We start from the raw sequence: 16,989 nt of genomic DNA, 5'->3' as shown, positions 1-16,989 counted from the left end.
ATGAGAGCTGATCGGAGGAAACATGCTGGGTTCGATTCGTCGCGGTCTTGTCGCGGTCGGCGTAGCCGCCGTGCTGCTGCTCAGCGGCTGTGCGAGCGCGGAAGGGCCCGCGGGGCAAGCGGGCGACGCGGGCTACATCGCGGGCGATGGCATCGTCACGGAGATCCCGCGGGATCAGCGCACGCCTCCCGGGTCGTTCAGCGGACCGCTCGCGACCGGCGGCGAGTTCGACTCGACGGAGCTCGACGGGGTCGCGCTCGTGAACTTCTGGTACGCCGCCTGTCCGCCCTGCCGCGTGGAAGCTCCCGTGCTGGCTGAGCTCCACGCCGAGTACGGCGACCGGGTGGACTTCATCGGCATCAATGTCCGGGACGGCGGTGCGCAGGCGATGGCGTTCGAGGAGGAGTTCGCGATCGAGTACCCGTCGATCCTCGACGACGTCTCCGCGCAGGGTCAGCTCGCGTTCGCAGGCGTCGTGGCCCCCAACGCGGTCCCGTCGACGATCATCCTCGACGCCGAGGGGCGCGTCGCCGCGCGCGTCTCCGGCGCGGTCACCGACACCAGCATCCTGTCGACGCTGCTGCGGGAGGAGCTCGAGCGATGATCCAGCTGCTTGCGCAGCGAGCGCTCGACCCAGCCGCGGCGGTGCTGAGCGGCGAGCTGCTGCTCTCTGTGCCCGTCGCCCTGCTGGCGGGCATCGTGTCGTTCGCCAGCCCGTGCATCCTCCCGCTCGTGCCGGGCTACCTCGGCCTGATGGGGTCGCTCGTCGGCGAGGACGGCGGACGCGGTCGGCTCATCGCCGGCGTGGCGCTGTTCGTCGGCGGCTTCACGGCGGTGTTCGTGCTCGGCACCGCGCTCGTCGGGGCGGTGAGCTCGTTCCTCCTCGTGTGGTCCTCGCTGCTCGTCCGCGTGCTCGGCGTGCTGCTCATCGTGCTGGGGCTGGTGTTCATCGGTCAGATGCGCTTCCTGCAGCGCGTCTGGAAGCCGCAGCAGCTGAAGGCGGGCGGCATGTGGACGGCGCCGCTCGTCGGCGTGATCTTCGCGCTCGGGTGGACTCCCTGCTCCGGCCCGACGCTCGCCGCGATCAGTGCCCTCACGGTCACGACGGGCAGCGCAGGGCAGGGCGCCGTGCTGGGACTCGCGTACGCGCTGGGCCTCGGCATCCCGTTCCTGCTGCTCGCGGCCGGACTCGGGTGGATGGGCTCCACGATCGCGTGGATGCGACGCCACGTGCGGGCGATCAACATCGCGGGCGGCGCGATGCTGATCCTCATCGGCCTGCTGATGGTCACGGGCGTCTGGGACCTCATCATGAACGAGATGCAAGGGTGGATCGCGTCGTATGCCACGATCATCTGAGTCGGGCCCGCTGCGGCCGGGAGACCACGTGGATGCGCCCGGCCGTGCTGTGCCGATCGCCGGGGGGCCGCGTCTAGGGCCCGCGGGCTGGGCGCGATTCCTGTGGCGCCAGCTGACCTCGATGAGGACCGCGATCGTCCTCCTGCTGCTGCTGGCACTCGCCGCGATCCCGGGCAGCCTCGTGCCTCAGCGATCGAGCGACCCGAACGGAGTCATCCAGGTCCGCTCCGACAATCCGGGGCTCGTCTGGCTGTACGACGCGCTCTCGTTGCACGACGTCTACACGAGCCCGTGGTTCTCGGCCATCTACATCCTGCTGTTCACGTCCTTGGTGGGATGCGTCATCCCCCGTCTCGTGCATCACGCGAAGGCCATGCGAGCCGCGCCGCCGAAGACACCGGCGCGCCTGTCCCGGCTCGTCGGATTCCAGACCGTGCCGGGAAGCGCAGCCGACCTCGATCGCGCTGAGCGGATGCTGCGGCGCCTCGGGTACCGCACCGCGCGATACGGGCAGAGCGTCTCTGCTGAGCGCGGCTACCTCCGCGAGACCGGCAACCTGCTGTTCCACGCGTCGCTGCTCGCGATGATCCTCGTCGTGGGCATCGGCTCGGGCTTCGGCTACGAGGGACAGCGACTCCTCGTCGAGGGCCGCGGCTTCGCGAACACGCTCTCGAGCTACGACACCTTCTCGGCTGGACAGTGGTTCGACGAGGGGTCGCTGGAGCCGTTCGCCGTCCGTCTCGACGAGCTCGAGGTCGAGTACGAGACCGAGAACCGCCATGCGGTGGGGGCTCCGCTCGACTTCACCGCGCGAGTAGCCGTCAACGAGCCGAGCGGTGAGCGGAAGGCGCAGATCAAGGTCAACGAGCCGCTCTCGGTCGCAGGCGCCGACCTCTACCTCATCTCGAACGGCTACGCGCCCCGCATCTCGGTGCGCGACCCCGACGGGAACGTCGTCTACGACGAGTACACCCCCTTCCTCGCCCAGGACGACCTGATGACGAGCCTCGGCGTGATGAAGCTGCCCGACGGCCTGCAGCAGCAGCTGGGCCTGCGCGGCTTCTTCTACCCGACAGCGGTGGAGCTGAGCACCGGAGCACTCGCCTCCGGCTACACCGACGTGCTGAATCCGGTGCTCTCCCTGCAGGCGTTCACCGGAGACCTCGGGCTCGATGCCGGCATCCCGCGCTCGGTGTACTCGCTCGCGACCGACGAGATGACGCAGATCGCCGGCGGCGACTCCGGAGCGGAATCCCTGATCCTCGTGCCCGGCCAGTCGCTCGAGATCCCCGGGGGGCTCGGCACGATCGCGTTCGAGGACGTGCTGCGGTACGGGGTCATCGAGGTCCACGTCGACTACACGCAGACGCCGGTGCTCTGGATCACGATCGCGCTCATCCTCTCGCTGCTCGCGTCGCTCCTCATCCCGCGCCGTCGGCTCTGGGTCAAGGCGACCGAGGCGGGACTCGAGCTCGCAGGGCTCGCGCGCGGCGAGGACCCCATGCTCGAGCGCGCGGTGGACGCACTTGCGGATCGCCTGCGCGACGACACCGCAGCGACGCAACCAACCCGAGAGAGGATCACGACGTGACGATGGATCAATGGGATGCGGCAGCACTGCTGGCCGTCTACTCCGCGATGGCGGTCTACACCCTCGCCTTCGTGGCGTTCGCCGTCGACGTGGCGAAGCGATCGGCTGCCAGGTCCCCCGCTCCCCGCGAGCTGGTGAGCGTCGGCGGCGGCTCCTCGACAGGCGGGCAGCCGTCGCCCTCCACGGCTGCCGCCGAGGCTGGCCGCGGCGCCCGGATCGGCTTCGCCCTGACGGTGATCGCCTGGGCGGTCCAGGTCACAGGCGTCGTCATGCGGGGGCTGGCCGCCGGCCGCGTTCCTTGGGCGAACATGTATGAGTTCGCGCTGACGGGCGTCGCGATCATCGTCGGCGTCTTCGTGCTCTCCCGCCTGTGGCGAGACCTCAGGTTCCTCGGCGTGTTCATCTCCGGTCTGGCCGTGGTGTTCCTCGGCACCGCGACGGTCAACTTCTACGTTCCGCCTGTCCCCCTCCCCCCTGCTCTCCAGACCTACTGGCTCGTCATCCACGTCTTCGTCGCCACCCTCGCGACAGGCTTCTTCGCCCTCGGCGCCGGGCTGAGCGTCGTCCAGCTCGTGAAGGAGCGGCGGACCAACGGCTTCCTGCGATCACTGCCGAGCGCCGAGCAGCTCGAAGACCTGGGCTACCGCGTCGGGGTGATCGGATTCATCTTCTGGACCTTCACCCTCGTGGCGGGCGCGGTCTGGGCGGAGTACGCGTGGGGGCGCTACTGGGGCTGGGACACGAAGGAGGTGTGGACCTTCATCATCTGGGTGCTCTACGCGGGCTACATCCATGCGCGAGCGACTCGCGGGTGGCGCGGCTCGCGCTCGGCCTGGCTGCAGATCGTCGGCTTCGCCGCCGTGCTGTTCAACTTCACGGTCGTCAACCTCTTCTTCAAGGGTCTGCACGCCTACTCCGGGCTCACGAGCGAGTGAGCCGGAGGGCAGATTCGAACGGGCACCCGACCGCTAGCCGGTGGGAGTCGTCTGCTGCCGCCGACGCGCGGTGAGAGAGAGCCGATGCGCGGTGATGACGACCGCGAGCCACCCCACGCCGAGCACCCACGCCACGAGCACGTCGGTGAACCAGTGGTGGCCGAGGTAGATGCGGCTGATGCCGATGCTGGCGGCGAACACGACGGCCACGGTGATGGTCGCGGCGCGGATGACGCGCTTCGACTGGCGCAGGAGCAGCATGTAGGCGATCGCGCCCGCGATCGCCGTGGCGTTGAGCGCGTGCCCGCTGGGGAACGAGGGCGAGCGCTCGAACGGCGGCACGGCGTGGTCGAACCCGGGCCGCACCCGCGCGACGAGCCCCTTGCCCACGATCGTCATGAGCAGCGACCCCGCGCCCGCACCGCCGATGATGAGCACCGGCGCCCAGTTGCGCCGACGCAGGCTCAGGATGACGATGGCGAGCACGGCGATCACCGGCATCACGATCGGCCCACCGAGGTTCGTGTACCAGGTGACGGCCGCATCGAGCCAGGGTGATCTGACCGCCTCGAACGCGGCCAGCACCGGTCGGTCGAGGCCGGCGACGCCGTCCGGCTCCGTCACCGCGTCGTACACCCATGCTGCCGCGAGGGTCGCGAGCGCCGCGACGGCCGCGCCGACCGCCAGGATGAGCACGAGCGCCGCGTGCGGACCGAGCAGGTCGCTCACGCGGTGCACGAGTGCGGCGCCGACCCTGCCCGCGCGCGTCGACCAGCTCGTCAGGTCCTTCGCGCCCACGTGCCGCTCGCCCGCGACTTCGGCGTCGGAGCCCGTCGCCTTCGGCTCGTCGCGATCGCGTTGCATCGGCACTCCTCCCCTGGGCCCTGAGGCGATCCTGGCACAGCGCTCCTGGTGCCGCGCGCTCGCGCTGCTCGCACCTGAGGGCGCTCTCAGTCGGTCTCAGAGTCGCCTCAGTGCCCATCCGGGAGTCTCGTCGCATCGACTCGATCAGCGGGTCGGACCGGCCCGCCAGGGTCCGGAGACCGAACAGGAGCACATCATGAAGAACCTCAAGAAGAAGGCAGCCGTGACCGGCATCATCGCCACGACGCTCGCCTTCGGTGGAGCCGGCCTCGCCATGGCGGCGAACCCCGACAGCACGCAGCCGTCGTCCTCGGCGACCGATGAGCAGGATCCGTCGTACACGGGCTCTGTGCAGGCGCCGCAGGATGCGATGGCCCCCGACGGGTCGGACACGGAGCTGTCCGAGGCCGAGGAGGCCGCGAGCCTGCAGGGCCTCGCGACGGTCACACCCGAGGAGGCGACGGCAGCGGCGCTCGCCGCGGTGCCCGGCACCGCCGGCGACGCGGTGCTCGAGGACGAGAACGGGTACGTCCTCTACGAGGTCCAGGTGACCGAGGCCGACGGCTCCGTGATCGACGTCAAGGTCGACGCGGGCGACGCGAGCGTGCTCGCGCAGGAGGCCGACGAGCCCGAGGGCACCGACGAGGCCACCGAGAACGGCAGCGAGCAGGACGAGACCGGCGAGAACGGCGCCGAGGACCCCAACAGCTGACACCCGACCACCGCCGGCGGAGCATCGCGCTCCGCAGGCGGTGTCACGTGCGACGCCCGCCAACCGAGCAGGAGAACCGCACGTCCACGATGTCTTCCTCGCAGGCCTGCTCGACCCGGTCTCGCTCCGCACCGCAGCACGGCCCTGGGCGCTGCTCGCCCTCGCCGCCGTCATCGTCGTCGAGCCCTCGAACGAGCCGAGCGTCGGCTGCGCGGACTCCGACCTGCGGCAGTCACAATGGATCGCATGCGCGTGCTGCTCGTGGAGGACGAACGACGGCTGGCCGAGGCGGTTCGGCACGGCCTGACCGCCGAAGGGTTCAACGTCGATTGGGCCGACAACGGCGTCGATGGGCTGTGGAAGGCCAAGGAGCAGCACTACGACGTCGTCGTGCTCGACATCATGCTGCCCGGCCTCAACGGCTACAAGGTCTGCGAGGGCATGCGGGCTGCGGGCGTCTGGACGCCGGTGCTGATGCTCACCGCGAAGGACGGCGAGTACGACCAGGCGGATGCCTTCGACCTCGGCGCTGACGACTACCTGATCAAGCCGTTCTCGTTCATCGTGCTCGTGGCGAGGCTCCGGGCGCTCGTGCGCCGCGGTGCACCCGAACGGCCGGTCGCGCTGAGCGTCGGCGACCTCTCGCTCGATCCGGTGCGCCACCGGGTGGAGCGAGGCGGGACGGAGATCGCGCTCACGCCCCGGGAGTTCGGCCTGCTCGAGTTCCTGATGCGACACGCCGACGAGGTCGTGACCAGGACGCAGATCGTGGAGGCCGTCTGGGACGCGGCATTCGAGGGCGACCACAACGTGGTGGAGGTCTACATCGGCTACTTGCGGAAGAAGATCGACCAGCCGTTCGGGCGCACGTCGATCAGGACCGTGCGAGGCGTCGGCTATCGCCTCGTGGCGCGCGAGTGACTCGCGAGACCGACGCTCGGGGCATCACGCAGGGCGCTGCCGCGGCAGCGTGACGCGGAGCACCGCTCCCGTGCGAGTGTCGACGACCTCGACGCCGCCCCCGTGGGCGCGCACGATCTCCTTGACGATCGCGAGCCCGAGCCCGGTGCCGCCCTCGTCGCGGGCCCTGCTCTCATCGAGACGGACGAAGCGGTCGAACACGCGCTCGCGGTCAGCGGCGGGGATGCCCGGGCCATCGTCGCTCACCTCGATGACGGCAGCGCTCCCTGCGGCTCGCAGGCTGAGCACCACCGACCGGCGCGCGTGCCGCACGGCATTGTCGACGAGGTTCCGGACCGCTTGGGCGAGCTGTGACGGAGATCCGGAGACGCGCACCGCCTCGATGCTCGCCTCGACCGTCAGGGAGGTCGTGGACCGGACCCGGTCTCGCTCGGCGGCGAGCAGATCGTCGAGGTCGACGTCCTGCCACTCGCCGGCGAGCCCTCGCTCGTCGGCTCGGGCGAGCAGGAGCAGCCCGCTGACGAGCCGCTCCATCCGCGACGCCTCTTCGACGAACGCCTGAGCGGCCGTCGCTGAGAGCGCACCCTCGGGATGGGCGACGATGGTCTCGCCCATCGCCTTGATGGTGGCGATCGGGCTGCGCAGCTCGTGACTGGCGTCGGCGACGAACCGTCGTTGCGAGAGCTGAGCGCTCTCCAGCCGCGCGAGCATCTCGTTCATGGTCGAGGCCAGTCGGGCGATCTCGTCCTTCGCCGCGGGGACTGGCACGCGCTCGGTCAGCTGCCGTCCGCCGATTGCCGCGACCTTGGCGCGGATGGCCTCGACGGGCCGCAGCGAGCGCCCCACGAGCCAGTACGTCGAGCCGGCCACGACGAGCACGAGGATCGGGTAGCCGATGGCCAGCAGTGGCAGCACCGCCGCGGTGCTCTCCCCCACCGACTCGAGCGACTGCGCGACGACGACCGTGTAGATCCCGGTCGGAGCGGCGAAGGCGGCTCGCGCGACTCGGTAGGCCTCCTCCTCCTCCACCGGCAGCGTCGCGTCATCCCAGGCGATCCCGTCGGCGGGGTCGGCCGGCCGCCCGAGCGCGGCCTCACCCTCGAGCTCAGCCGACTGTCCTGCGACGTCGCCGTCGGCGGCGAGGATCTGCACGACCGTCCCCTGTCGCGATGCGGTCTGGGCGATCGACCTGAGCGAGCGAGCGAGCGCATCCGGATCGGTCGCAGCCGGGATCGCCTCGAGCGCGGCGAAGACCTCCTCGACGCGGTCCTGCACCGACGACTCGACGCTCGCGCTCAACGACCGCTGCAGCAGCAGCACGAGGGCCGCCGAGCCGAGCGCGAGCGCGACGGCGACAATGATGGTCGCGGCCAGCGCTGCTCTCGCTCGCACTCCGATGACGCCGCTCTCCGGCGCGGTCGACCGGCTCGGCGCCGCGCCGTGGCTCATCGGTCCGCCCCCATGGCCGAACGCTATCCCAGCTCGCGCGCCGGTGGCGCACGCCCGAGCGCGCTCTCACGCGACCGAGCCGCGCCCGAGTGGCGGCGGCGATCCAGCTGCGCTCGAGGATCGGCACGGTCGGGGCTCTTGCTCATCCGGACGGATGTCCGGAGACAGCACACGGTGCCCCTGGAGGGACTCGAACCCCCAACCAGCTCCTTAGGACGGAGATGCTCTTCCATTGAGCTACAGAGGCCAGGCTCAAGGAGCCTACCGCGTGGCCGCGCCGTCGGCTGCGTCATCGTGTCGCTGTCCCTCGCGGCGCCACCTCGGACCCGCCCGCGACGGTGGTGAGCGCACCCACGGCGGGCCCCGATCGGCGAGCACGCGCGACGCGCGTCAGGCACGACATCGGCGTCGCCGCTGCACGGTCGTGATCTCGACCGGCTCTCGCGCATCGGTCGTTCGCCCGGCATCGTGGTGGCATGCCGGAACCTTCGCGCGAGCCCCCGAGCTTCAGCATGCACGCGGAGAGGTCGATCGAGCTGCCCGCGAGCGCGCCCGAGGTCTTCGCCTTCCTCGACGACCACCGCAACCTCTCGGCACACATGGCAGGCTCGTCGGCGATGCTGGCCGGTGGCTCGATGCAGCTCGAGCTCGACGAGCGAGGATCGCGGGATGTCGGTGCACACGTCGTGATGCGCGGCAGCGTGCTGGGAATCGAGCTCTTCCTCGATGAGGTCGTCGTCGAGCGGACTCCCCACGCGAGCAAGTCGTGGCAGACGGTCGAGCAGCGACTGCTCGTGATCGGCGCGTACCGCCTCGGATTCCTCCTGACGCCGCTCGAACGCGCGCGGAGCCGGCTCACCGCGTGGATCGACGACGACCGGCCGCCGAAGCGTGTCTGGCTCGGACGTCCGGCCGGTCGGCTCTCCGCCGCCTGGTGCGTCCGCCAGATCCTTCGAGCGGCAGCGGTTCGCTTCCGTTGAGGCGAGCGCCCGCGCTGGGAGCGCCGAAGCGCCCGTCCTGATCGGACGGGCGCTTCGCTGCTCTGAGGATCAGGTGATGTCGATGAACACCGGGGCGGAGCCACCGATGTCGACGCCGGCGACGACCGTGTTGAAGCCGGACCAGCCACCGTGCACCGCGCGGCCCCCACCGATGTAGATGCCGATGTGCGCGCGGCCCGTGCCGCCGTCCGCGTAGTAGATGACATCGCCAGGCGAAGCCTGCGACATCGGGATGGTCGGACCGAGGTTGAAGAGCGATTGCATGCCCGAGTACGGGAGGCCGACGGCAGCGATCGAGCGACGCACGAGCTGCACGCAGTCCTGCGAGACCCCGACCTGCGCGAGCGCCGCATCGGCGATGACACTGCCGGTCGCGCCAGCCGGCGCTGCCTGAGTAGCGGGCGCTGAAGAGCCGCCCGCGGTGCCCCCGGTGCCTGCGGTGCCCGCAGTGCCCGCAGTCGCGGCGGCCCGCTGCTGACGCTCAGCCGTCGCACGCTCAGCCGCTGCAGCCTGCTCGCGACGCTCGGCCTCCGCGGCGGCCTCGAGCTCGGCACGGATCTGCTCGAGCTCCGCCGCCGTCGTCGCGGAGACCTCGAGTCGAGCGCCACCCAGCGGGCTCTCGCCGGCGGTCACGACCCCCGCGACGGACTGTGCGTCCTGCGCCACGAGCGCGGAGTACGACTGGTCTGAGGCATTGTCGCTGCTCGAGGCGAAGGCGGGCAGCGCCAAGGGGGTTGCGAGCGCGGCCGCCACAGCGATCACGCCGACGCGTCGGGCGTTGCGCGCGACGGCAGCGCGGTCGATGCGCTTCTTGCCGGGCTGGTCGGCCGACATCTCGGTAGAACTCGTCACAGGCTGTTACTCCAAAACTTCCGTGGGAACGATGCGCCGCCAAGCGGCGCTCCGGGCAACGTTACCAAACCGTTACCTCGTTGTCACTCCGGGTCAAGCGGGCCATGAACTGCTGCGCAAAGCGTCGTACCTGCGGAGCGCCGATTGCCGCTCCCGCGCCGCGAGGAGCGGGGCTGACCGTGCGAGAGTACCCGAGCGCGACCGGATCGTCGCAATCGTCCACACGCTGCCGGCGAGCCTCCGAGCGGGCTGGACGGGGGCTGAACAGCGTCCACCTCGACGCGGTCCGCGCGAGGAGCGCATCACGGTGCACGCCACGCGAGGATCCAGCCACCGCTCGACCGGTTCCGTGCGCGGCCGAGCCTCCCGCATCGCTCGGCGACGCACGGAACCGGTCGACGGATGCGAGGCGGGGGCTTCGACACGCTGAGCGCGGCGCGCGACGGCTCAGCCGGCGGTGCGGCTCACGCGGCAGCGGGGGCCGTGACGTAGATGTGGCGGGCGAGCTCGACGGGCAGCTCGATCGCCTCCCCGCCCGCGACCTCGAGGCGGATGCGCCCGGCGGCCGCGCTCACGACGACGGTCGCCCCGGGCACGAGACCGGCGGCCTGCAGCTCGCCGAGCCCCTCGACGTCCGACTGGATCGGCTCCCCGAGCCTGCGCACCACGTGCTCGCCCCGCGCATCCGTCGCCATCACGACGCCGTCGAGGAACGGCTCGGCGGGCAGCAGCCCGAGCTCGTCGAGACCCGGGATCGGCGTGCCGTAGGGCGACTCGGTCGGGTTGCCGAGCAGCGTCAGCAGCCGGCGCTCGACCTGCTCGCTCATCACGTGCTCCCACCGGCACGCCTCGTCGTGGACGAGGCTCCAGTCGAGGCCGATCACGTCGGCGAGCAGCCGCTCCGCGAGCCGGTGCTTGCGCAGCACGCGGATCGCGAGCGCGCGCCCCTCCTCGGTCAGCTCGAGGTGCCGGTCCGCCCCGACGATCACGAGTCCGTCGCGCGACATGCGGTTGATCGTCTGCGAGACGGTCGGGCCGGAGTGGTTCAGGCGCTCGGAGATGCGGGCGCGCAAGGGCGTGATGCCCTCCTCCTCGAGATCGAGGATCGTGCGGAGGTACATCTCTGTCGTATCGACGAGATCCGCCACGCCCAGTACCGCTTCCTCTGCCTCAGCCATCCCTGGCGCATTCCAACCCATCCCACCCTATGCTTCAGCCGCTCGTAGGATCATCGGTGTGAACGATCTGCGCATCCCTGCCGAGCTGCTCCCCGCCGACGGGAGGTTCGGCTGCGGGCCCTCGAAGGTGCGGCCCGAGCAGGTCGCGCATCTCGAGGCCAACATGGCGCTGCTCGGCACGAGCCACCGGCAGGCGCCGGTCAAGGCGCTCGTGCGCTCGGTGCGCGAGCAGCTCGGGCAGCTCTTCTCGCTCCCCGACGGCTACGAGGTGCTGCTCGGCAACGGCGGCTCGACCGCGTTCTGGGATGCCGCCGCCTTCTCGCTCATCCAGCACCGCTCGCACCACCTCGTCTTCGGCGAGTTCGGCGGCAAGTTCGCGAAGGCGGCCGCCGCCCCGTGGCTCGAGGCCCCGAGCGTCGCGAGCGCCGAGCCGGGCTCGCGCCCGACACTCGACCCCGTCGAGGGCGTCGACGTCGTCGCCTACCCCCACAACGAGACCTCGACCGGCGTCTTCCACCCCGTGATCGGGGCCCAGGCGGACGCGCTCGCGGTCGTCGACGCCACGAGCGCGGCGGGCGGTCTCGCGGTCGACGTCTCGGCTGCCGACCTCTACTACTTCGCCCCGCAGAAGAACTTCGCCTCTGACGGCGGCCTGTGGTTCGCGATCGCGTCGCCCTTCGCGATCGAGCGGATCGAGCGCGTCGCCTCCTCGGGCCGCTACATCCCCGAGTTCCTGTCGCTGCAGCAGGCGGTCGTGAACTCGCGGCTCGACCAGACGCTCAACACGCCCGCGCTCTCGACGCTCCTGCTGCTGCAGGAGCAGCTGCGCTGGATGCTCGAGCAGGGCGGCCTCCCCGCGATGGCGGCGCGCACGGCCCAGTCGGCCGGCACGCTCTACGCGTGGGCCGAGGCTCGGCCGGAGGCTACGCCCTTCGTCGTCGACCCGTCGCACCGCTCGAACGTCGTCGTGACGATCGACTTCCACGAGTCGGTCGACGCGGCCGCCCTCGCGAAGGCGCTGCGGCAGAACGGCGTCGTCGACACCGAGCCCTACCGGAAGCTCGGCCGCAACCAGCTGCGGGTCGCGACCTTCGCGGCGATCGAGCCGTCCGACGTCGTGCAGCTCACGCGCTGCCTCGACTTCCTGCTCGACGCGCGGTAGCCCGGGCGGCTACTCCTCCTCGTCGGCGATGCCGTCGGCGTCGTCGCCGTGCCCGTCGCCGTCGTCGTCGACGTCCTCGAAGTCGTCGTCGAAGTCGTCGTCGAGGTCGTCGTCGAGGTCGGACTCGAGATCCGCCTCCAGCTCCTCGTCGTCGCCCTCCTCGGCGGCGGCCTCCTTGGCCGCGAGGTAGTCGGCGAGCCGCTCCGACCACGGCACCCACGCGGGCGCGAGCAGCGATCCCTCGCCCGGCAGCAGCGCGACCTCGAGCACGGTCGGCCCGCCCTCGATGCCGCGCGAGAGCAGCACGGTCCACGACCAGTCGGGGTAGCCCGGCAGCCGCGACGCGTGCCGGATCGCGACGACGTGGTCGCCCTCGGCGAGCGCCTCCTGCACCTCGCCGACCGCGCCCTTCGGCGCGACCTCGTCGAGCGCCGAGAGAGCGAGCTCGAGCTCCTCCATCGACGGCACCGTCGGCGTCGGCACGACGGGCGCGGCAGCGGCGGGCTGCTCGTCGGCCGCCTCGGCGGGCTCGTCGGCGGTGGGATCGTCGGCCGTCGTCGGCCCGTCGACGTCGGGCGCCTCCGATGCCTCGGCGACCTCAGGTGCCTCCGTCGCCTCCGGCGCGTCCGCCGCAGGGGCCGAGCCGTCGTAGACCGGCACGATCTCGAGCGGCGCGTCGTCCGCGCTCGGCGCGGTGCCGACGGGATCAGGCGTCGAGGTCATCAGCGACCCTCCGGAGCATCTGCGCGACGGTCGAGCCGTGCGCTGCGCTCGGGTAGCGGCCGCGCCGCAGGTCGTTGCCGATCGTGTCGAGCAGCCGCACGAGGTCCTCGACGATGATCGCCATGTCCTCGGTGTCGCGCCGCGCCGCCTTGACGGCCGTGCCGCCGAGCACGCGCAGCGACAGCGCCTGGGGACCGCGACGGCCCTCGGCGATGCCGTACTCCACCTTCGAGCCCGGCTTGACCTGCACGCCGTCCGGCACCGCCGACGCGTGCAGGAACACCTCGACGCCGTCGTCGCCGGCGATGAAGCCGAAGCCCTTGGCCTCGTCGAAGAACTTCACCCTGCCCGTCGGCATGGCACCCTCCCGCTCAGGATCGAGGTGCGGCACCCCGCCGCACGGCACCCAGCGTAGTGGGCGTGCCGGGGCGGCCTCCCACGGCGGTATCCTGGTGGGATGCCGAAGGCCAGCAGCAACCCGACGCAGCGCCCCCGCAAGAAGGCGCCGCAGCAGCAGGCGCCGGTCGCGCGATCGCCGCGCGACGCGGTCGAGCGCGTGCTGGCGTTCCTGGTCGTCGCGCTCGCCGCGATCGCGGTGCTCGGCTTCGCCGGCGCCATGCTGCATGTCGCGTTCCGCGACAGCGTCGAGCTCTTCGCGGGCATCGCCTGGCAGTACGCCTACTGGCTCCCGCTCATCGCGCTCCCCCTCGCCATCGTCTGCCTCGTGGTGCTCGTCATCGTGAGCGCGGCGGGCAAGTCCCGCAGGCGCTGATGGACGTCGTCGCGCTCGCGGCCCGCATCCAGGCGATGCCCGACGACGCGCTCGACCTGCTCGTCACCGAGCGGCAGGCACCCCCGCAGCTCGCGTCGACGTTCGACCTCGCCGAGCACCTGCTGACGGATGCGTCGATCGCGCTAGCGCTCCGGTGGCGGTCGGGCGCAGAGCTCGCCGGGCTCGCCACGGGCACGTCGTCGCCGAGGCTCGACGCCCTGCTGCTCGGCGTCGACGGCGTCGCGCTGCCGCCGGTCACCGCGCTCGCAGCCGACGCGCTCGACGGTCGCGCCCCGAGCGCCGCAGCGGACGCGGCGCCCATCGACGCGGCACCCACCGACTCCCCCACCGCGCCGCAGCTCGCGATCGACGAGGCGATCAAGATCGCCGAGCTCGTGCACCGCATCGCCGACCACCCGATCACGCTCCGCTCGCGCGCGCAGCTGCCCGCCGCCGTCGTGCGCGACCTCGCTGCCTCGATCGACGCGGAGCCGGGGCAGCTCGACGAGCGGCTCGAGCTCGCGAGCGCCGCGGGCCTCGTCGACAAGCACGACGGCCGGCTCCGCGCGACCGTCGACGCCGACGAGTGGCTCGCCTCCCCCGTGCCCGACCGCTGGCTCCGGGTCGCGACCGCCTGGCTCGAGGCGACCGACGACCTCTCGGCCGTCGCGACCGGTGACTTCCCGCTCGCCGACGACGCCGTGCGGGCCGTCCGCGAGCGCCAGGCGCGACAGGCCCGCCGGCTCGGGCTCGTCGACGGCAGGCTCCCGACGACGCTCGCCGCCGCGCTCGCCCACGACCCGGGTGCCGCGCGCGAGACGCTCGCCGCCCACGTGCCGCCCGCCACCGCATCCGTCTACCTGCAGCCCGACCTCTCGGCCGTCGCCCCCGGGCCGCTCCGCGCCGCCGTCGACGCGCGCCTGCGCGGCATCGCCCGCATCGAGCGCGCCGGCATCGCCTCGCAGTGGCGCATCACGGCGCAGAGCGTCGCCGCTGGGCTCGCGAGCGGCGAGAGCGCCGACGGGGTGCTCGAGTTCCTCGCGGGCATCTCGCTCACCGGCGTGCCGCAACCGGTCGCCTACCTCGTGCGCGACACCGCCGCGCGCTTCGGCAGCCTGCGCGTGCGCTCCGTCGACCCGACGGCCGAGGGCGGCGCCCGCGCGCAGGTGCGCAGCGACGACGAGCAGCTCATCCGCACGATCGCGGTGGATCGCGCGCTCGTCACCGCGGGCCCCGTGCAGACCGGCCCGCACCGCCTGACCTTCCGGCTGAGCGCCGAGGAGGTGCTCGAGGCGCTGCTCGAGGAGCGCTACCCCGCGGTGCTCGAGGACGAGGAGGGCGAGCTCGTGCTGCGCCGGCCCGAGCGCGCGCCGCGCCGGGAGTGCGAGCGGCACCGGCTCGTCGCGCGCCTCCGCGACGCGGGCTTCGAGGTCGGCGAGCAGGAGCGCGCGTGGCTCGAGCGGCAGCTGCAGTCAGCGGTGCGCGAGCGCATGCCCGTGCGGCTCACGGTGACGACGTCGAGCGAGCCGGTCGACGTCGAGCTCGTGCCGCTCGCGGTCGCGAACGGCAGGTTGCGCGCGCGGGACGCGAACCGCGACGTCGAGCGCACCCTCCCGCTCAGCGCGATCACGAAGGTCGCGGGGCTCGGCGTCGCGAACTAGGGGTGATCCCGACGTCCGGGACGGACGTCGGCGCTAGGGTCGCGGCGACGACGCGAAAGCGTCGTCGCTCCTGAGCTCCACCGCGCTGTACCCCGACGGGCAGTAGGCTGGAACGCTATGACTCTCGGCCCCCTCATCGTCCAGTCCGACCGGACCGTGCTGCTCGAGGTCGCGCACCCCGACGCGGCCGCGGCCCGGCAGGCGCTGCAGGTGTTCGCCGAGCTCGAGCGCGCTCCCGAGCACATCCACACCTACCGCGTGACGCGCCTCGGCCTGTGGAACGCGCGCGCCGCGGGCCACACCGCCGACGAGATCATCGGCACGCTCGACCGCTACGCGAAGTTCCCGGTGCCCGCGGGCGTCGCGCAGGACATCCGCGAGACGATCGGCCGCTACGGCCGGCTCGTGATCGAGCGCGACGACGAGGGGCTCGTCCTCCGCAGCCAGGACCGGCCCGTGCTCGAGGAGGTGCGGCGCTCGAAGAAGATCGCGCCGCTGCTCGCAGGGCCCGCCGACGGCGGCATCCGCGTCGTCGACTGGGCGCGCGGCGAGCTCAAGCAGGAGCTCGTCAAGCTCGGCTGGCCCGCCGAGGACCTCGCGGGCTACACGCCCGGCACCCCGCTCGAGATCGAGCTCGTCGAGGACGGCTGGACCCTGCGCCCGTACCAGGCGGATGCCGTGACGCACTTCGCCGACGCCGGCTCGGGCGTCGTCGTGCTCCCGTGCGGCGCGGGCAAGACGATCGTCGGAGCGGCGGCGATGGCCGCGACCGACACGACGACGCTCATCCTCGTCACGAACACCGTCTCGGCGAGGCAGTGGCGGGCGGAGCTGCTCGCGCGCACGAGCCTCACCGAGGACGAGATCGGCGAGTACTCCGGCGCGTCGAAGGAGATCAAGCCCGTCACGATCGCGACCTACCAGATCCTCACCGTCAAGCGCGGCGGCGAGTACGCCCACCTCGGCGTGCTCGACGCGCTCGACTGGGGCCTCATCGTCTACGACGAGGTGCACCTGCTGCCCGCGCCCGTGTTCAAGCTCACCGCCGACCTGCAGGCGCGGCGCCGGCTGGGCCTCACCGCGACGCTCGTGCGCGAGGACGGCCGCGAATCGGACGTCTTCAGCCTCATCGGACCCAAGCGCTTCGACGCGCCGTGGAAGGAGATCGAGGCGCAGGGCTTCATCGCGCCCGCCGAGTGCTTCGAGGTGCGCATCGACCTCGACGAGGACGAGCGGCTCGAGTACGCCGCGTCGGGCGACCGCGACCGCTACCGCATCGCCGCGTCGAGCCCGCGGAAGATCGACACCGTCCGCCGCGTGCTCGCGCAGCACCCCGACGAGCCGACGCTCGTCATCGGGCAGTACCTCGACCAGCTGCATGAGCTCGCCGCCGCGCTCGACGCGCCGCTCATCACCGGTGAGACGCCCGTCGCGGAGCGCGAGGAGCTCTTCCAGGCCTTCCGCACCGGCGAGGAGCGCGTGCTCGTGGTCTCGAAGGTCGCGAACTTCTCCGTCGACCTGCCCGACGCATCCCTCGCGGTCCAGGTCTCGGGCTCGTTCGGCTCGCGCCAGGAGGAGGCGCAGCGCCTCGGCCGGCTCCTGCGGCCGAAGGGCGGCCGCACCGCGAGCTTCTACACGATCGTCGCGCGCGACACCGTCGACCAGGAGTTCGCGCTCGGCCGGCAGCGCTTCCTCGCCGAGCAGGGCTACGCCTACACGATCCTCGACGAGCACGAGCTCGGCGTCGCCGATCGCGCCGCGGTCTGAGCGCTTTCCGGCGACTCCCAGGTTCCACTCAGGAGACCACCA

General features: G+C 71.9%; 17 protein-coding genes and 1 tRNA gene. 11 read left to right on the top strand and 7 right to left on the bottom strand.

The genetic code is table 11. The features are described from left to right. Nucleotides 1-22 precede the first annotated feature (22 nt). The 4 genes from H508_RS0112810 to ccsB all read left to right on the top strand — a co-directional run bounded on the left by H508_RS0112810 (nt 23) and on the right by ccsB (nt 3,885). On the top strand, nt 23-604 hold the full coding sequence (locus H508_RS0112810; RefSeq protein WP_026374346.1) for a TlpA family protein disulfide reductase: 582 nt from the start codon (nt 23-25) through the stop codon (nt 602-604). After that, nucleotides 601-1,359 carry a cytochrome c biogenesis CcdA family protein gene (locus tag H508_RS0112805; protein WP_051223441.1) on the top strand — a complete coding sequence of 253 codons (759 nt, stop codon included), beginning with the start codon at nt 601-603 and terminating at the stop codon, nt 1,357-1,359. Before H508_RS0112810 ends, H508_RS0112805 begins: the two co-directional genes overlap by 4 nt. A gap of 121 nt (nt 1,360-1,480) precedes the next feature. After that, nucleotides 1,481-2,950, top strand: a complete 1,470-nt coding sequence (resB, locus tag H508_RS0112800; protein WP_245569532.1) for a cytochrome c biogenesis protein ResB — start codon at nt 1,481-1,483, stop codon at nt 2,948-2,950. A 2-nt stretch (nt 2,951-2,952) separates the two neighbouring features. Beyond that, entirely contained in the window at nt 2,953-3,885 is a 933-nt protein-coding gene (ccsB, locus tag H508_RS0112795; RefSeq protein ID WP_026374343.1) for a c-type cytochrome biogenesis protein CcsB, read from the top strand. A gap of 33 nt (nt 3,886-3,918) precedes the next feature. Here the strand turns inward: ccsB and H508_RS0112790 are convergent, their stop codons facing one another. Continuing rightward, on the bottom strand, nt 3,919-4,749 hold the full coding sequence (locus H508_RS0112790; RefSeq protein WP_026374342.1) for a phosphatase PAP2 family protein: 831 nt from the start codon (nt 4,747-4,749) through the stop codon (nt 3,919-3,921). Nucleotides 4,750-4,945: 196 nt separating this feature from the next. Between H508_RS0112790 and H508_RS0112785 the strand changes: the two genes are divergently transcribed. Together H508_RS0112785 and H508_RS0112780 are read left to right on the top strand one after the other, a co-directional pair. Continuing rightward, on the top strand, nt 4,946-5,461 hold the full coding sequence (locus H508_RS0112785) for a PepSY domain-containing protein (protein ID WP_035255030.1): 516 nt from the start codon (nt 4,946-4,948) through the stop codon (nt 5,459-5,461). 246 nt (nt 5,462-5,707) lie between these two features. Beyond that, nucleotides 5,708-6,382, top strand: coding sequence for a response regulator transcription factor (locus H508_RS0112780; protein ID WP_026374341.1), 675 nt, complete (start codon nt 5,708-5,710; stop codon nt 6,380-6,382). Between the two features lie 24 nt (nt 6,383-6,406). Here H508_RS0112780 and H508_RS0112775 read toward each other — a convergent pair whose 3' ends face one another. Together H508_RS0112775 and H508_RS0112770 are read right to left on the bottom strand one after the other, a co-directional pair. Beyond that, nucleotides 6,407-7,831 carry a sensor histidine kinase gene (locus H508_RS0112775; protein ID WP_026374340.1) on the bottom strand — a complete coding sequence of 475 codons (1,425 nt, stop codon included), beginning with the start codon at nt 7,829-7,831 and terminating at the stop codon, nt 6,407-6,409. Nucleotides 7,832-8,006: 175 nt separating this feature from the next. Continuing rightward, nucleotides 8,007-8,078: transfer RNA gene (locus H508_RS0112770), tRNA-Arg, on the bottom strand. Nucleotides 8,079-8,343: 265 nt separating this feature from the next. Here H508_RS0112770 and H508_RS0112765 point away from each other — a divergent pair. Beyond that, nucleotides 8,344-8,811 (top strand): SRPBCC family protein, encoded by a 468-nt coding sequence (locus tag H508_RS0112765; RefSeq protein ID WP_026374339.1) that lies wholly within the window; start codon nt 8,344-8,346, stop codon nt 8,809-8,811. Nucleotides 8,812-8,880: 69 nt separating this feature from the next. Here the strand turns inward: H508_RS0112765 and H508_RS16945 are convergent, their stop codons facing one another. Then, nucleotides 8,881-9,666: an NlpC/P60 family protein gene (locus H508_RS16945; protein ID WP_051223440.1), complete on the bottom strand. Its 786-nt coding sequence runs from the start codon at nt 9,664-9,666 to the stop codon at nt 8,881-8,883. A 482-nt stretch (nt 9,667-10,148) separates the two neighbouring features. Further along, a complete protein-coding gene (locus tag H508_RS0112755; protein WP_026374338.1) occupies nt 10,149-10,832 on the bottom strand; it encodes an iron-dependent transcriptional repressor DtxR in 684 nt (227 codons plus the stop codon). Nucleotides 10,833-10,920: 88 nt separating this feature from the next. Here H508_RS0112755 and serC point away from each other — a divergent pair, with 88 nt between their 5' ends. Further along, nucleotides 10,921-12,024, top strand: a complete 1,104-nt coding sequence (gene serC, locus H508_RS0112750; RefSeq protein ID WP_026374337.1) for a phosphoserine transaminase — start codon at nt 10,921-10,923, stop codon at nt 12,022-12,024. Between the two features lie 9 nt (nt 12,025-12,033). On the opposite strand, the gene H508_RS17720 is transcribed toward serC, so the two are convergent. After that, on the bottom strand, nt 12,034-12,747 hold the full coding sequence (locus tag H508_RS17720; RefSeq protein WP_051223437.1) for a DUF3027 domain-containing protein: 714 nt from the start codon (nt 12,745-12,747) through the stop codon (nt 12,034-12,036). Next, nucleotides 12,731-13,105 (bottom strand): cold-shock protein, encoded by a 375-nt coding sequence (locus tag H508_RS0112740; protein WP_026374335.1) that lies wholly within the window; start codon nt 13,103-13,105, stop codon nt 12,731-12,733. Before H508_RS0112740 ends, H508_RS17720 begins: the two co-directional genes overlap by 17 nt. Before the next feature lie 99 nt (nt 13,106-13,204). Here H508_RS0112740 and H508_RS0112735 point away from each other — a divergent pair, with 99 nt between their 5' ends. The 3 genes from H508_RS0112735 to H508_RS0112725 all read left to right on the top strand — a co-directional run bounded on the left by H508_RS0112735 (nt 13,205) and on the right by H508_RS0112725 (nt 16,947). Then, entirely contained in the window at nt 13,205-13,519 is a 315-nt protein-coding gene (locus H508_RS0112735; RefSeq protein ID WP_026374334.1) for a hypothetical protein, read from the top strand. Then, on the top strand, nt 13,519-15,180 hold the full coding sequence (locus H508_RS16365; protein ID WP_051223436.1) for a helicase-associated domain-containing protein: 1,662 nt from the start codon (nt 13,519-13,521) through the stop codon (nt 15,178-15,180). The genes H508_RS0112735 and H508_RS16365 overlap by 1 nt, the downstream gene beginning before the upstream one ends. 117 nt (nt 15,181-15,297) lie before the next feature. Further along, nucleotides 15,298-16,947: a DNA repair helicase XPB gene (locus tag H508_RS0112725; RefSeq protein WP_026374333.1), complete on the top strand. Its 1,650-nt coding sequence runs from the start codon at nt 15,298-15,300 to the stop codon at nt 16,945-16,947. Nucleotides 16,948-16,989: the final 42 nt, after the last annotated feature.

It is taken from the genome of Agrococcus lahaulensis DSM 17612 (assembly GCF_000425105.1).
In the GTDB taxonomy this organism is placed as follows: Bacteria; Actinomycetota; Actinomycetes; order Actinomycetales; family Microbacteriaceae; genus Agrococcus; species Agrococcus lahaulensis.
The sequence above is the reverse complement of the archived record's forward strand: the minus strand, read 5'-3'. Positions and strand labels throughout refer to the sequence as shown.

Excerpts from the sequence above, each read along its gene's own strand:
- H508_RS0112810 (WP_026374346.1), top strand. The coding sequence starts at position 23 with ATGCTGGGTTCGATTCGTCGCGGTCTTGTCGCGGTCGGCGTAGCCGCC.
- H508_RS0112805 (WP_051223441.1), top strand. The coding sequence starts at position 601 with ATGATCCAGCTGCTTGCGCAGCGAGCGCTCGACCCAGCCGCGGCGGTG.
- resB (WP_245569532.1), top strand. The coding sequence starts at position 1,481 with ATGAGGACCGCGATCGTCCTCCTGCTGCTGCTGGCACTCGCCGCGATC.
- ccsB (WP_026374343.1), top strand. The coding sequence starts at position 2,953 with ATGGATCAATGGGATGCGGCAGCACTGCTGGCCGTCTACTCCGCGATG.
- H508_RS0112790 (WP_026374342.1), bottom strand. The coding sequence starts at position 4,749 with ATGCAACGCGATCGCGACGAGCCGAAGGCGACGGGCTCCGACGCCGAA.
- H508_RS0112785 (WP_035255030.1), top strand. The coding sequence starts at position 4,946 with ATGAAGAACCTCAAGAAGAAGGCAGCCGTGACCGGCATCATCGCCACG.
- H508_RS0112780 (WP_026374341.1), top strand. The coding sequence starts at position 5,708 with ATGCGCGTGCTGCTCGTGGAGGACGAACGACGGCTGGCCGAGGCGGTT.
- H508_RS0112775 (WP_026374340.1), bottom strand. The coding sequence starts at position 7,831 with ATGAGCCACGGCGCGGCGCCGAGCCGGTCGACCGCGCCGGAGAGCGGC.
- H508_RS0112765 (WP_026374339.1), top strand. The coding sequence starts at position 8,344 with ATGCACGCGGAGAGGTCGATCGAGCTGCCCGCGAGCGCGCCCGAGGTC.
- H508_RS16945 (WP_051223440.1), bottom strand. The coding sequence starts at position 9,666 with ATGTCGGCCGACCAGCCCGGCAAGAAGCGCATCGACCGCGCTGCCGTC.
- H508_RS17720 (WP_051223437.1), bottom strand. The coding sequence starts at position 12,747 with ATGACCTCGACGCCTGATCCCGTCGGCACCGCGCCGAGCGCGGACGAC.
- H508_RS0112740 (WP_026374335.1), bottom strand. The coding sequence starts at position 13,105 with ATGCCGACGGGCAGGGTGAAGTTCTTCGACGAGGCCAAGGGCTTCGGC.
- H508_RS0112735 (WP_026374334.1), top strand. The coding sequence starts at position 13,205 with ATGCCGAAGGCCAGCAGCAACCCGACGCAGCGCCCCCGCAAGAAGGCG.
- H508_RS16365 (WP_051223436.1), top strand. The coding sequence starts at position 13,519 with ATGGACGTCGTCGCGCTCGCGGCCCGCATCCAGGCGATGCCCGACGAC.
- H508_RS0112725 (WP_026374333.1), top strand. The coding sequence starts at position 15,298 with ATGACTCTCGGCCCCCTCATCGTCCAGTCCGACCGGACCGTGCTGCTC.